Origin of the sequence: Mesorhizobium sp. Cs1321R2N1 (genome assembly GCF_037179725.1) — a bacterium.
In the GTDB taxonomy this organism is placed as follows: domain Bacteria; phylum Pseudomonadota; class Alphaproteobacteria; order Rhizobiales; family Rhizobiaceae; genus Mesorhizobium; species Mesorhizobium salmacidum.
Genome location: NZ_JAPYKP010000048.1, coordinates 1 through 14910 on the forward strand (window position 1 = coordinate 1; position 14910 = coordinate 14910).

At 57.4% G+C, this 14910-nt stretch carries 10 protein-coding genes and 1 pseudogene; 4 read left to right on the forward strand and 7 right to left on the reverse strand.

The genetic code is table 11. The features are described from left to right. Positions 1-132, forward strand: a pseudogene (locus O7A61_RS14720) (IS481 family transposase); the annotation flags it as partial. A gap of 791 nt (positions 133-923) precedes the next feature. On the opposite strand, the gene O7A61_RS14725 reads toward O7A61_RS14720, so the two are convergent. Both O7A61_RS14725 and O7A61_RS14730 read right to left on the reverse strand, forming a co-directional pair. Beyond that, positions 924-1451, reverse strand: coding sequence for a hypothetical protein (locus tag O7A61_RS14725; RefSeq protein ID WP_337130410.1), 528 nt, complete (start codon positions 1449-1451; stop codon positions 924-926). After that, positions 1366-4221: a DEAD/DEAH box helicase gene (locus tag O7A61_RS14730; protein ID WP_337130411.1), complete on the reverse strand. Its 2856-nt coding sequence runs from the start codon at positions 4219-4221 to the stop codon at positions 1366-1368. Before O7A61_RS14730 ends, O7A61_RS14725 begins: the two co-directional genes overlap by 86 nt. 537 nt (positions 4222-4758) lie before the next feature. Here O7A61_RS14730 and O7A61_RS14735 point away from each other — a divergent pair. From O7A61_RS14735 to O7A61_RS14745, 3 genes are read left to right on the forward strand one after another with little or no spacing between them, the layout of a single operon-like run. Further along, the gene (locus O7A61_RS14735; protein WP_337130412.1) at positions 4759-6498 is read left to right on the forward strand and encodes a hypothetical protein; all 1740 of its coding nucleotides are present in this window, start codon (positions 4759-4761) and stop codon (positions 6496-6498) included. Beyond that, entirely contained in the window at positions 6495-7781 is a 1287-nt protein-coding gene (locus O7A61_RS14740) for a hypothetical protein (RefSeq protein WP_337130413.1), read from the forward strand. The genes O7A61_RS14735 and O7A61_RS14740 overlap by 4 nt, the downstream gene beginning before the upstream one ends. Then, the gene (locus O7A61_RS14745) at positions 7778-8914 is read left to right on the forward strand and encodes a DUF2235 domain-containing protein (protein ID WP_337130414.1); all 1137 of its coding nucleotides are present in this window, start codon (positions 7778-7780) and stop codon (positions 8912-8914) included. Before O7A61_RS14740 ends, O7A61_RS14745 begins: the two co-directional genes overlap by 4 nt. Positions 8915-9073: 159 nt before the next feature. On the opposite strand, the gene O7A61_RS14750 is transcribed toward O7A61_RS14745, so the two are convergent. The 5 genes from O7A61_RS14750 to O7A61_RS14770 form a co-directional block, all read right to left on the reverse strand. After that, a complete protein-coding gene (locus O7A61_RS14750) occupies positions 9074-9706 on the reverse strand; it encodes a hypothetical protein (RefSeq protein ID WP_337130415.1) in 633 nt (210 codons plus the stop codon). Next, on the reverse strand, positions 9703-10560 hold the full coding sequence (locus O7A61_RS14755) for a hypothetical protein (protein ID WP_111543986.1): 858 nt from the start codon (positions 10558-10560) through the stop codon (positions 9703-9705). Before O7A61_RS14755 ends, O7A61_RS14750 begins: the two co-directional genes overlap by 4 nt. A 117-nt stretch (positions 10561-10677) precedes the next feature. Further along, positions 10678-12549 (reverse strand): AAA family ATPase, encoded by a 1872-nt coding sequence (locus O7A61_RS14760; protein ID WP_337130416.1) that lies wholly within the window; start codon positions 12547-12549, stop codon positions 10678-10680. Further along, positions 12546-13049 (reverse strand): ABC-three component system middle component 2, encoded by a 504-nt coding sequence (locus O7A61_RS14765; RefSeq protein ID WP_337130417.1) that lies wholly within the window; start codon positions 13047-13049, stop codon positions 12546-12548. The genes O7A61_RS14760 and O7A61_RS14765 overlap by 4 nt, the downstream gene beginning before the upstream one ends. Further along, on the reverse strand, positions 13037-14182 hold the full coding sequence (locus O7A61_RS14770) for an ABC-three component system protein (RefSeq protein WP_337130418.1): 1146 nt from the start codon (positions 14180-14182) through the stop codon (positions 13037-13039). The genes O7A61_RS14765 and O7A61_RS14770 overlap by 13 nt, the downstream gene beginning before the upstream one ends. Between the last annotated feature and the right edge of the window lie 728 nt (positions 14183-14910).

Genomic DNA, 14910 nt, shown 5'->3' on the forward strand with positions numbered 1-14910 from the left:
CATCGCGCCGCCGAGTTGCCCATATGGCTGCATCGGTACAATTGGCACCGTCCGCACGGGAGCCTAAAGTCCAAACCGCCAATCAGTCGCCTGGGCCTGACCAAGGACAACCTGTTGAGGCTCCACATCTAGGCACCAGCGACGATAGGCACGTTCGGTCTTCGACCGGCCTTCATCGCCACGATCTAAGTCCTGCATCGCCCGGACCGCGTCGATATTGACAGCCGCAGCGAGTTCCGTCGCTAGGTGGGCGAAATGGGCGATTGCGGGTTGTGGATCGGCTGAATCATAAACTGCACCCTCGACCGCCGTCGAACGAAGGCCGTCGAATGCGTGCAGAGCCAGGATCGCGCGCTCGCGGTTATCGACCACCATGCCCGCATAGGTTTTGAGTCCAGAGCCGCGGTTGCCGCGCGCCATTGCAAAGCTTGGGATGACCTTCAGAGCGGCATCCCAGATGGCGATCGCATCGATCGAGCGGCCGACCTCGTGGAGGAGGTTCGCGTGGTTGGTGAGAATCTGGCACCGCCGGACCTTGTCGAGGCCCGCGAAGCCAGGATGGTTTGAGGCTCGCGACAACGCAAGCAATTCCGCCTGCCGCTCCGGCGCTTCCCACGACCAGGATCGTCGAACGTTCACTGTGTGCGACAGCGCCGCCCAAGCATTGGCTCTGAAATACTCGATCAGTGCTCTATCAGTGTTAGTGAGTTCGCGATTGGACAAGTCGCCGAGCAGATAGAGCGCGCGCTTAGCGCCACGCTCGAAAGACGCGTCCAACGCATCGTCGATCAACTCTCCAATGTGGACGATCGCTTGAGCGTCGCTCATCTTCGCGATGCTGCGCTCGCAGCGCTTGTTCAGCTGTTCGAAGCTAGGCTCCGTGGTCATCGCCTTCATCATTTGATCGACAGGGTGACTCGCCCTTAGGGCGAGAGCACGACGCGGAACTTCGCCTGGGTGGTCTTGAGCAGATAGAGTTCGGTCGTTGCCAGCAGCCGCAAAACGTCATCGGTGATGGAGGCAACCGAACCTCCTGGCTGGACAAGAATCATTTCGAATTCAAGTCTCGCGCGGCGCGACTTTTCCTTGAAATAGGAAAGGTCTTTCATCTCGCCCTTCAGGAAGCGACTATAGCCTTCGCGAACCCAGGTTTCCTGCCGCCTTTTCAGGTCGTGATAGAGTGTCGGAAGCCCGGCATGTTTCGCGATGATGCTCTTCTGCGCCTGGCCGCAGACGATGTAAAAGTTGCGGATATCCTGCGACACCCGCGCCTCATGAGCGCCCTTGCAGTGGACGAGGCACAACCGGATTGTGTTCTCGTCTACCTCTTTCAAGCAGACGAGGTCAGCTGCCTCGCCGTGACCGTCATCGTTGAAGATGACGTCGAACTCGCCCTTGAGCTGTTCGAACGTCCGGAACTGAATAGTCTTCTGGTCGCCTGTCTTGTGCATCGACTCCTTGTTCAGCTCGATACCATCCCAGTTCCACGCCTCCAGCTTGTCGCGCTGAAAGAGACCAGCGTCCAGCCTCACTGGAATGTGGTAGCAGTTGTAGGAGTAAGTCCCGTCTGCATAGCGAACGATGAAAGGATCCTTCTGGAGGTACTCCTCCAGCGGAACCGCCGGCAGCGTCCCGTGACGGAATCGAAGCGAGGGGCCGGAGATATGGTCGTGGCAGGTAGCCACCTGGAATCTCCTCGCTGATGACAAGGGCGTATTCGGATGTCGCGCTGTCGCTTTCGATACGGAAAACGATTTCGCCGTTCGGTCCTAAATCACCGAGATTCAGATCGACGGCGAAAACTGGGACTTCTGACGAACCAAAGATGACGAACTGCCGGTCGTTGAAGCGCATTTGCGCCTGTTCGCCCCATTGGGCCGATATCGGCCGTGCGGAATGCGGCTTCGCCAGTTTCTCCGGACGAAGGAAGTCGCGGACAATGTTGCTCTCGCTTTCAACTTCGGACGAGACCTTCGCCCACGTCGCGGCGGTCCATTCTATCCAGTCCGATATCGTCCCGGATTTTTGCTGCCAGACCTTGCCGCGGCGCTGGGTTCCTCCCCACAGGACGCGCTCTCCGTTCTCATATCCAAGGCAGGCAAGGTTGTTGAGCGAGGACTCGGCCTTTTCGATGCTGGCGAGTCCTTCGGTGACGTTAGGCCCGAAATACGAGGTGAAGCTAATCGCACCGATACGCGACGAACCAAGACTCTTCACCAGCGGCAGTTCGACATTATTGAGAATGTTGAAGATAGGCGTGCCCGATACCAGCGTGGTGTCGTCGTTTGTGACCGCCTTCGCGAGCTTCTCGGATCGCAACGCATCGTAGTCGCTCGCAAAAAGGCAAAGTGATCCGGCAGCCTTGTCCCACTTGAGGGTCAGGAGGTCGTAGATCGTGTCGTACACATTCTGGTAGTTGCCCCAAGCTACATCGCTAGAACGGCAGACTACTGCGACCAGAACGCTGTCCTGTTCACTCAACGCGTACCAGCTTTCAGAGTCTTTCTGAAGGACGGACTCAAAAGCCAAGGGATTCCAGTCCTCGCATTTCGTCCGGAAGAGCTGTGCTGAAAGTGCAGGCCGCAGGTTCCAAAGCGAAAGGTTGGCATGGAGATCGCCGGACTCTCTAAGCGCAAGTACCACGTCCTGCAGCCGCAGTTCCTGCGCGATTCTTTCCTCGCTTAAGCGCTTGATGAGAAGATCCCAGTCGGCTCCTTCTGCGTAGAGGTCGGCGAGTTTCGCCTCTGCGTTAGGGTCGGCAATGTTGGTGACGACTGTGGCCTCGCCGATTCTGTCGGCGGGGCCCTTGCGGGTGAAGCGGCCGATGAACTGAAGTGTTACAGCCAGCGACTTATGCGTGTCGTGAAGGGCCGCGACCTTGAGGTATGGCAGGTCGAATCCTTCTCCCAGCATGTCAACGCAAATGACGATCCGGGCTCCATCGGCTCCTCGATCAAAGAGCTGGGTCATAGCCTCGCGATTGGTCAAGCTGCGCCCGGGACCAGAGTATACGACGACCGGTTTGAGGTCCGGAGCGAGGCGCTGGTAGATGCGGCCCACCGCTTCGGCTCGGTCCTTTGATGACGTCCGCGCCATCAGCAGGTGATCGAGCTTCAGGTCGTCCCGGTCATGTCGGAGCGTCGCAATGGCTTCCTTGGCAATTGCGATATCGCGGGCTTCCTCGTCCCCATATTCTTCGATCGTTTTGAGGTTTATAGGACGGTAGTAGCCGGCGGCCTGGGCATCACCGAGCTTGTAGTTGAAGATGATCTTGCCATCGACGCGCTTTCCGTCGCGCCGGAACGGCGTTGCGGTGAATTGGAGAATACGTTTTGTAGCGAAGTGCTCCCGAACACCCTGCCACGTTCTGGCAGTGATGTGGTGGGCTTCGTCGACGATAAGATCAGAGCATGCGTCTGCGAGACGTCGGACGACCGCGGCGTCCGAGGCCTCAAGGACGTTCGGAAGGGCAACGATGACGTTTGCGTTCTGGATGATCGAGTCCAGTTCGTCCGTCGACCTTATGCCAGTGGTAATGATTGCAACGCGTGGCTTGGCGAGGTCGCGGGTGATAACCTGGGCCTCGGGCAGGACGCCAAGGCTGACGAACTTGCCAGCGATCTGGCTTCGCAGCGTATCGCTGGGAACGAGAACGAGCGTTAGTCCAAGCCGTCGGTAGACGAGCGTTGCCAGCATGGTTTCTGTTTTGCCGGTTCCGGTCGGAAGGACGACCGTGGCTGGTTCAAAGGCGGAGCCGACTGCAAAGTGAGCGGAGATCGCGTGCAGCGCGCCTATCTGCGGGGTGCGCAGGCCCGGAAGGTCGTTCTCCTCGTCCTCGGTTCGAAAATCGAACCTATTGATCCATGACTGCAGGACCTTTTTCGGCGTGTCGGCATAGGTCGCCAATTCGCCTAGGGAATCCCATTGGATTTCAAAGGTCTCAGAAAGGTTATCGAGGTCGTCGACGCCTAGTGCCACGACCACAGGCAGCGGCGTGGATATTCGGCGCGCCCCCTTTCGGCGAAGGAGAATCTCGCGGTACGGATGACTGAGTTCCGTGGTGATGAGATCGTGCCCTTTGATCTGAGAGGGCGAGATTCGAGCTTTGGTGGCAGCGCCGCCGAAGACACGCTGAACGATGCGGTTGCCGCCGACCTTCAGGCCGCGCTCTGGAAGCGCGGGGAAATAAAGAGTGCCGCGCCAGGCAACGAACAGGCTCATATCACAATGTCGACCAGAGTTGAGCAGTACTTTCCATATGCAGTCTCCATCTAATAATGACGAAGCCTGAAAAGGCGAATCAGCACGAATGAATTTCGTCCCTTTTGAGGGTTATGAACAGAAATATGTGTTTTGCATTCGGATAAGCAGTCGACTTCGGACGACGGTAGCAAATCATGGAATTCGCCAATGCTAGACAACTCTATTGGCACGAGGTCACACCTTTGCTGGGTTGTCTCGCCGCTGCAGAATTGGGCGCCCGCGGTTCGCTCATCGGTACCCAAAACCGCAGTCAGCTCCGGCGCCCCGGGAGAGGACCTATCCCGTGCCGTCGAAACCATTCGGCTGGGTCGACGCGGCAATAAGGTAATTGCGGTCGATTGCGAAGTTGCCGGTCGGAACACCGACAGTGGCTGCAAGGAGCGTCTCGGTGTCCTCCAAGGCTTTCCAAGTGGGAGGAGTTAATCGCGATCAATGTGCAGTCCGATAGTTGCTTTTCTTAGAAGTTTATCGCCATCTTGTCTTGCGGAAGGGGTGATGCGCATGCGCAATGTGAAGGGGACACGACATAGTCTTCGTAGCAGCCGGCAGCTGTCAATCATTGCCCAGGATCCATCTGTCAAAGTTGACGATCGGATTGTTAGAGCATCGATTGATGTTCCCGCCGAAGAACTGTTGCCGGGTCCACGCGGCTACAGGGTTGTCGTCGTAGACTATGATGCGACGGCTAATGCCCTCTATCAGCCGGCGAGCTTATCATCGGGGCTCGAAGGGGAGTACGCAGACCCTTTTCAGGAGGCGCCGGATGAAGCGCTTCTTTCTGATCCGCGGTTTCACGCTCAAAACGTCTATGCCATTGCTATGCGTATTCTAGCTCGCTTCGAGTTTGCCCTTGGCCGGCGGGTGCAATGGGGATGCGAGGGCCATCAGCTCAACATCTTGCCACACGCATTCGCCGAGCCAAATGCTTTTTACTCGCGCGATGATCGATCGTTGTTTTTCGGTTATTTCGAAAGCTTTCCCGACAAACAGGACAACACGCATACAGTGTTTTCCTGTCTGTCGCATGATGTCATCGCTCACGAAACCACGCATGCGATCCTAGATGGCCTGCGCTCGCGTTATCTCGAACCGTCGTCGCCGGATCAGGGCGCCTTTCATGAGGGTCTTGCAGACGTCGTCGCACTCCTTTCCATTTTTGCGCTTCCTGATGTCGTCAGCGCCGCACTCGATGGAATGGCCGGCGGAGCATTGATCGACCAGGCGCTGCTCGAAAGGGACACGCTCGCCAATTCGGTCCTCTTCCGCCTGGCAGACGAAATGGGACAAGAAATGAGTGGCGTCCGAGGTTGCGCGCTGCGCCATTCGATCAAGCTGTCGCCCGGTAAGAATTACTTGGATGATCCAGAATATCAGGAGGTTCATAAACGCGGGGAGCTGCTCGTTGCAGCCATGTTGCGCTCATTCCTCGACATCTGGATCAGTCGCCTGAGCCGCATCGGTACGATCGTCAACGGGCAAAAGGATCGCTCGCTAGTCATAGAGGAAGGTGCGCGTGCCGCAGACCATCTTCTGACCATGGCCATTCGTGCCATCGACTATTGCCCACCCATCGATCTTTCATTTTCCGACTACCTATCCGCTCTTTTAACCGTCGACCGTGAAGTCGTACCCGACGACCGCTATGGCTACCGGGACGCGTTGCTGGAGAACTTCAAGGATTTCGGCATCTTTCCCAGCAAACGGGCCGCCGCTGACGGAACTTGGCTGCGTTGCGACGACGAAATGATCTATAGCCGCACGCATTTCGACTCGATGCTACGGGATAACGAGGAGGTGTTCCGCTTCGTGTGGGAAAACCGAAGAACGCTAAAGATCGGCGACATCGGTTACATCGAGGTGCAATCGGTGCGCCCGAGCGTGCGTATCGCGCCCGACGGTTTCGTTTTGCGCGAGACGATCGCCGAATATGTGCAGGTCCTGACAGTCACGGCCGGCGAGCTTCGTCAGGATTTCAACGTCGATGTCCCAGACGGCATAAAATCTTGGCGTCCTTTGCGGCTGCTCGGCGGCGGAACGCTGATCTTCGACGAATATGGCCAGCTGAAGTATCAGATCGCCAATCATCTGTTGAAGGATCGGGGAGACAAGAAGCGACAAGGGGACCGGCTCGCTTATCTCTGGAAACAGGGCCTTCTGGATACGAAAAATGACAGGACAGGGGATTTCTCCGCTCTGCATCTCGCGCGAAGCGGTGTGCAGGAGAGGGCCGGATGAAGCCAAGCCGCGTAGTCATCACTTCTTACCAAGTGGGTTTTGGCGACTGCTTCCTGCTCTCGTTTGAATACCCGAACGAGCAGCGGCATGTCCTGATGGATTTCGGTTCGACCGGGTTGCCTGATGGCGTCCCGAAAAACCAGCTCGAGCTGATCGCCAATAACATTGCCGAGCGGACGAAAGACCAGAGATTGGCGGTCGTCGCTACCCACCGCCACAAGGACCATATTTCCGGCTTTGCGACGAAGAAGCAGCGATCATCATCCGGAAAGACGATCGCGGACCTGAAACCGGAACTGGTTTTGCAGCCGTGGACAGAGGATCCGAAACTAGCCGTCAATGCCAAGGGTCCGTTGCCGCCAGGAGTATCGCTCTCCGCCCACCATGTTTCCTCGCTGGCCGCCATGCAGCGGGTTGCTGGCGCGATCTTCAGCGAAGTCAAGCGCGTCCGATATCTGTCGCCTTCACTACGCCAGGAACTTTCTTTCATGGGCGAGAACAACCTTGCCAATCTCGATGCCGTCGAAAACCTGATGACGATGTCCGCCATCCGAGAATATGCGAAAGCTGGCGATAAGACTGCGCTTGAAGACCTGCTACCCGGTATCAAGATCGACATCCTGGGACCACCCTCAATCGAGCAGTCCGAAAAAATCACCAAGCAGCGCAGCCGTGACCAGGACGAATTCTGGCACCTCATGGCTAATGCTGCATCCTCCCTCGGCCCAACAAAAGTGCAAAGGGTTGCTCCACTCTTTCCCGATTTTACAGTTGACCCGACCGCTGGCCGTTTCCCGATAGATGCGCGTTGGATCATCAGTCAAGCGAAGCGCCTACGCGCCGACCAAATGTTGAGACTCGTGCGCATCCTCGACAATGTGTTGAACAATACGAGCCTGATCCTACTGTTTCGCTGTGGATCAAAGAGCCTTCTTTTTCCGGGTGATGCGCAGATCGAAAATTGGTCATTTGCGCTAGGCCAGCCTGCGGTGCGGGAGAAACTCAAAAAGGTCGATCTCTACAAAGTAGGGCATCACGGCAGCCTTAATGCGACACCGAAATCGCTGTGGGATCTCTTTGACCGAAAGTCTGCCGAAGAGAATCCAGATAGGCTCCAGACCCTGATGTCGACAATGGCTCACAAGCATGGGGACGAAGAACGGCGCACGGAGGTTCCCCGCCAGACACTAGTGCAGGCGCTTGACCGCCAAAGCGCGCTCTTCACAACGCAAAGCCTGAATGAGAACGAGCTCTTCCACGAAACCTCTTTGGATCTGTCATGAGCGAGATGCTAGCCCTCCCTCCGTCAGGTCCGCTGGCCAGCAGTCGAAACCTCGTCATCTGCTGCGATGGAACCTCCAACCAGTTCAGCGAAGACCGTACTAATGTAGCCAAGCTGTGCCGCATTCTCCGCAAGGATCGCGATCGCCAGCTCGTCTATTACCATCCTGGGATTGGCACCAAGGCCCCACCCGGCTTTGTCACGGGTTTTGGCACCAAGCTTGCGAAAGTCGCCGGGCTTGCGTTTGGCTATGGGCTGAAGCGCGACATCGCCGACGCCTATATTTTCATCATGACGCATTTCCGCCCAGGGGATAATCTGTTCGTCTTCGGCTTCAGCCGCGGCGCCTACACTGCGCGTGCGCTGGTTGCCCTCATCAAGATGTATGGCCTTCTGATGCCCGGCAACGACGCGCTGGTTCCCTATTTGGTGGATATGTTTTGGGCAATCGGTAAAGCACGCGAAAACAAAGAGCGCCGCGACGCCTACTTCATGCTTGCAGCCGACTTCAGGCAAGAGCTTGCGACCCCAGATTGTCGGCCGCATTTCGTCGGGGTTTGGGACACGGTCAGTTCCGTTGGATGGATCGGTTCACCCACGGCTCTGCCATACACGCACGACAATCCGGATATCGCGGTGCTGCGTCATGCCGTCGCTTTGGACGAGAGGCGGGCATTTTTTCGCACCAACCTTGCCGCAACGCCTGAGGGTAAGGACGTTCGGCAGATATGGTTTGCCGGCGCCCATGGTGACGTCGGCGGCGGTTATAAGGAAGGTCAAAGCGGACTGTCACGCATTGCACTAGGGTGGATGCTCGAGGAAGCGGAAAAGCATGGGTTGTTGTTAGAAGACGCGGCCAAAGGCGAACTGCTTCAACAAATCGCCGTCGATGCCGAAAAGTACGACCTTCCGATCCACGACTCCATGACCTGGAAATGGTGGTTTGCGGAGTTCGTGCCGAAGCGGCGTTACGACGCCTCGACGGACCGCAAGGGCTGGCGCATCAATATCTTCGGCCGAAGAGAGCCGGGACCCGATCCAATCCTCCACGATAGCGTTTGGGCGCTACCTGGCCATCAGATCCCGCCGGGATCGAGAAGGGTATCCAATGTTTGGCCGGCTGAAGCTGACTAAACGCACTATGAATGGCATCGACACCGGATCTCTGACGAAACTCTCACAATAGAACCCAGGCGGCGCGAAAAATTGCTGACCGATTACGAGCCTTGTACAGTTGCTGTGATGCGCATAGAGATGCACGAGAGAGCGCGATCAGCGGCAGCGGAGACGCCGTCAAGCGGCTAGATCATTGAACTTCCTGAGGAAGGCCTCTTGGAGCGATGCATCGGCCGTTAATGCGATACCGTAGTTGTTGATGTAGCCTTCGATAACGCCCTGGAAGCTGTCGCGATAAACGATCTTCTTCTGGCGGTCGATGGCGATGGTGCCGGTCACCCAGATGATCCAACCGTTCTTCGTTCTGGCCTCGTGCAGCAGCGCACAGCGAACGTTGCTGTAAAAATCTTCTGCGTCGCCCTTGGAAAATAGTTTGTCGAAAGGTGCAGTCTGAAAAAGGAAATCGACAAAGAGTTCGCGGCTGTTTTGGTATTCATGCGGAGGCTGCGCTCTCTTGTGTCGATAATTTTTGCCGGCACGGGTCGCCGCAAGAAACTCGATCAGCGCGCACTGGATCGAAACGATAGTGAAACCCTCGCCTTCCCATTCACCTTTATCTCGCACTAATGCGATGGGCTTGAGATAGCGGCTCCGCAGCCTGCCGAGGAGAAATTTGTCGAAAGCTTCGGCCCAAATACTGGCGTCGCCACCAGGAACGAGTTGCTTGGCAAATTTCGTCCAATCGTCCTTCGTTTTGCCCGGAGCGATAAGCTCGGACCGAGCGCCGCCACTGGTAACAGTTGAGCTCAACGCTGGTCTCCTGACTGGCGACTTAGGCGCTCATGCTCCGACATGAGGAAGGTCACGTAGCTGCGGATGAGATTGCAATAGAGCCTGCCATCGGCAGGTCCGATGGTGATACCGGATTTGAGGTCGATGCCGTGGCGGACGCCTCCTCCAGTCGGCGATGACAGATAGCCGTGAAGGGCGCTTAGCCACGTAAGGACTTGCTCCAGCATCGTTCCCTTCTGGTGGCGCCTGAGTTCGTTCGCGATTTTGTTGAAGTATCTTTCTTCAACGGTTACCCCGCCTGCGTTCAGCCCGCGAAAAGCCGTCACGACCGACTCCATCAGCCACAGGATTTCCGCCACCGCTTGCCTCGGTCTACCCTCGGCAAGCAGTTGTTCTGACTGTCTGAAGGATTCGCTGATAATCTGCTGCGCCTTTTCGTCGAGCGATTCATATCGCTCCGGAACGGGGATCGGCTTGTGAATGCCGGTGGCCACTATACGCGGCGGATGGAGTTCATATCCCGCATTGTGTTCCGCGAGCACTCGATTCAGACGGGCGACGTCCGGCAATGCGATTTCTGGGTTGCTGCGCAAAGCCTCGCATGCCTCGTAGAACGCATCAATGAACAACGGTGCGTTCTGCCCGGCAGAAACCATGCTGTCGTAAAGGTCGGATTCCGCCCAACTTACATCCGAACTCGAATATGCGGTTGCTCCGTACGAGTTGGAAAAATAGCTCTTGAAATGCTCCAGGATACGTTTTCGCGAAGGACCTTGTGACGCGATGATGCCGGCGAGCGAGTTGAACTCGTTTACCACGGCGCGTGGCATTTCTCCGGGCGAGTCAAATCTCCAAACTGCTTCGAACTGCATAGCGTACCCCATCACAAACTACTGCAAAAAGGGCTGACCTTGCAAAGCCTATGGCGGCCTTCAAGATCGCCGCGCTGGCAGCCGTTGCATTATTTTGCTGGCAGCGACCTCCGTCGACTACGTGGCCGGGGGCGCGGAATCGACCGGGAAGAACCCATAGCGACCAACGCCTTTGATCTTGGTGAATTTGATCGCTTGCGCTGACACCTGAATATCGGACGGAGGATCGGTGTTCTCGACGACCAGAACCTGCCTGTCGTCCTGCAGCTTTGCTAGGAATCCGTAGAAGTGAGAATTCAGGTCCGTGCCGCTGAGGTCGTCGCCGTCTCCTTCCGGTTCGCGGTAGGAAAGCAATGGAGAGTCAAGGACGATAAAACCGGGGTGCGGGGTTTCGGAGTCCCTGCAATTCTGGAGAAGGCTGACCGTGAACGCTGCCTGTGTAATTGCGCGCAGCCCCTTGCCGAACGATGTTCGGTTCTTTCCGTTGATCACGAGGTCCCGCGTTTTGGCTTCGAAGTGAACGCGGTCGATCTCGGGAAAATGCCACGCTTTCAGAATGGAGAGTACGATACTGGCAAATTTGTCGGCAGTCGTGCTGGGAAGGTCGACCTCGCTGAGACTGTTGCCACCGTCGCCGGATGGATCGCCTTCCCGTTCCAGCGCGGCCTTGCGTTGCTCAAGGTCAGATAAGCCGCGATGGATCGCAAGAGCTTCGCGGACTTCGCCGTCCTTGTCCGCAAACTGTCTGTAGGCTGTTCTGAGCTGACGAAGATTGGGAGCGACCACCCGATCTATCTCGCCCGACACCGACGCGAGCTGGTTCTCGAGAACCGGAAGACGGCGCTCGAAGCTGACGGCTTCTTTGCGCAGTGTCGTGATCGTCTGCCCCAGTTCGTTTTGGCGCACTTCGATCTTGCGTATTTCGGACTGAGCGGCGGCAACAGCCTTATCGACATCGAAATCGCATTCGGCTTTGCGATGGTATTCGGGGGCCGAACCGCAGAACGGACACACGCCGGCGCCAAGAGCCCCGAACAGGCTGCCTGCTTCTTCTATACCGCGCAACCTGTCGGTATCCGAGCGATAGTGAGCATCGAGTAGAGTAAAACGGTCGAGAAGGGAGGTTATTTCTGTAAGACGGTCGCGTCCTTCCTCGACTTTGCGTGCGATATCCCTGCGGCGAGCGGCAGCGTCCTTGAACTCGGTTTCGGATACGGCGAGAAGTTCGCCTTGCGAACGCATGGACTCGCCAAGCCGCTCGCGCTGGGCTTCCAGCTCATCCGGCGGACCGGCCAGTTCTTTCACCTGACGGCGATGGCTTTCTATCAATTGATCCAGCAGGTCGAGCTGCGCGTTGCGGCTTTGCTCCTCCGGGGTTCGCGGCTGTGCGGTCGCGAGGCTGGAGTCGTCGACCCCCGTAAGCAGCAACTTGAAGACGGAGGTGTTCGTCGTGTCGGCTGTGTAGTTGCCGTCGGAGAGCGGCGAGCGCTGCTGGATAATCTCTTCCTCGTTGATAATCACCAGGCGGGCAAGGTTGCGGAAGCTGAGGCTGTTCGTGTCACCGCGCTTGTTTCTGCGCACCCGCTTGTGGGCGAGGTCCAGCTTTACAAGCAGGTAAGCTGAAAGATTTTCGTCATTGCGGTCGCTATGCATATCGGCCAGCGGGGTGCCCTCGCCTTCGGGCAGCGTATCGGAATAGACGCCATCGAAGAGGCGGAACGCGCCGCCCTGCGTACTCCTGACAAGCGTGAACTGCTGCCCCTCAAGCGTTTCCATTGCGAGCATGATCTGGTCATAGCCGACCCGTTCCGGAATGTCGCGCAGCGGCCCTTTGCCGCCCAGCATGAAGTCGATGGCATCGACTATGAAGGATTTTCCGGTATTCGAAGCGCCATAGACCACATTAAGGCCGGGGCCGAAAGCGATGGTAGCGCTCTTGCGGGCGGGCCCATGAAAACTCAAATGCCGCAGGCGCAATCCTTTCGTCATGCGGACGCTCCAAGGCTCCGTTCGACGTTCTGGAATTCGACAACCCAGGTATCGAAGAACTTGCGCATCAACGCATCGAGGGCGGAGTCCGAATAGTCGGCGAGATGATAGACAAGCCAATCAGCGCGGCTCTTCAGGGCAGTCAGGTAAGGAGTTTCCAAAGAATCGAGGAACATCGCGGCCGACTCACCGGCGCGATAGGAGATTCCGTTCTCGTCGATGATGCGGACGACGAGATCGCGCGTCATCATCAAGTGCAGCGCGTCCTGAACCACACGGCGCCGGACTTCCGTTGCCGGCGTTTGGATTGGAGTTGTCGGATGGAGGTCGTCGGGTCCACCGAGTTGATGCGTTCGGACCAGCAGGTAGTCGAAAGCCGTTAGTCGCTGGATGTCATAGGCGCGCGGAAATGCAAAGCCGAGAACCGCGACCGCACGAACACCTGCTTCAAGGGGGCCGTTGAAAGTCAGCGAAAACTGGTCGCGCGCTACTTCGTCCATTTTAGACGGTCTTCATTGGCAAGTTGATGGCATATACCGCGCTTATCTTTCACGAGTGCGCTCCCACCCAGCGGATGGCCGTCGAGCAGAACATCTTGCGCTGCCTGTGTTACAGCCTTGACGCGCTCAAACCCGTCAGCATGGTCGCTATCGGCGGTGTCCGCTACACCATGATAGATTTCATCCTGCAAGCCCTCGAATGTGCCGGGCTCCACTTTGTCCCGAACAAAGACGCGTAAAGCTTCCGCGTGGTAGAAGCATTCGCGCTGCCGTTTGAAGTGATCTTCGAGCGGCTTCCACGCCTTTAGCGCGGCCAGGCCGGGAACGTCCGTTTTGGTGTGGTCGGCGTAGGCTGCCAGCAGGCGAGCCACATAGACGCTCTCGTGCTCCGCCAGATCGGACGGCGGTGCGCCAACGACGGGCCGTGGCGGCAGGCCGCCGCCGAAGCGTGTGATGAAATACTGGGTGGTGCGATGTTGCTCGATGATTTCGCGGGGCGACACTGGCTGGAAGATCGAGAAGTCGAAGGCATCGACATATTCGGCGAACTTTCCTTCGAGCTTTATGAGCTGCGTTGCGGTGATCTTGTCGGCGACAGCTTTCGGCCACGCCTCGATTAGCGCCGCCTTTAGCGCGGGACTATTCGTCAGGTACTGGGTGAGCGTCGTTCCGGTGCCGCGCGGCGCGACGAAGTAGTAGGCACGCGGCGGTGCAAACTCGCCGCGAAATGAATACCAGAGCATCTTGCCGATTTCGGGCCACGCGGTGCCGGGTGTGATGGCGTCGCGATAGTGTTTGCATTGGTAGTTTTCCCAGACGCCTTGCAGATAATTCTTGTCTTCGAACCCGGCGACATCGATGCCGCGATCGTTCGCGCCGGTATAACGCAGGACCTTATGATACTTGGTTTTGAGGGACGAGACCCACTCGTCGATGAAGGTCTCCCATTGCGCCGGATCGTAGATGACGATGCGGACCAGGGGCTCGATTGGCGGCCCGCTCTGCACCTGCGTTGGTGAGAGCATCGTCGGGCTCGGCGGCGGCGGCGCTATTTCGGCAAAATCCGCTGCCGCGCCGTCCATCGACGGCGCGGCAGCGTCGCGACTTGAAGTCAAGATTTCTGAATCGCCCACCATGTTTCTATAAGAAGTTCGCGCCAAGTTGTTGTCAACAAGCGTTTAACTCGGTCAACCAGGTAATACCCAAGTGTAGCGGCGACCCGGATTTGCGCGGCGATCCCTGGCACGGTCGTCTTCTCGAAGGTCTTGTGATAGTTGGCCATCAACAGGGCGCAGTTCTTGGCCTTCGATACCACGAATTCCAGTAGGGCGACCTTCGGTTGAGCACGATGTCAGCTGGCCGATCCGAAGATTTTGGCTATGTGGTGGGCAAGACCCAGACGATTACCTCCGCGCCGCGCGGATGCCCTCCGTGCCTAACTATAGAAAACTCCCCAGCTCGTCGTCGGATCGCTTGCCCATCCGCTGCAATCTCACAAGATCGGGAGCTTAGTGCGGGGTTCCTCGATCTTCAAAGAATCAAGGGCTCACCGAGCTCGTGGAACGGCCGCGTTTCCACACGGCTACCAAAATCGATGTTCTCTCTTTGTACTCAAAAAGTCGCATAAAAAGGCAGTCTGGAACCCTTGGTTCGGAATTCGGCGTGTTCGCACGGCGCTCCTCGCCGGGGGCAGTCGGTCCCGCGTCCCGCCTTCGGCGGCGCTATGCTGACGCTCCTTCGGCTACCCTTTTAACCGGTCTCGTCGCCGCAGTCGGTCCCGCGTCGCGCCTGCGGCGCCGCTATGCTGACGCTCCTTCGGCTGCTTCATTCTTGGAGGGAAGCCGGGCCAAGGTGCTCTTTG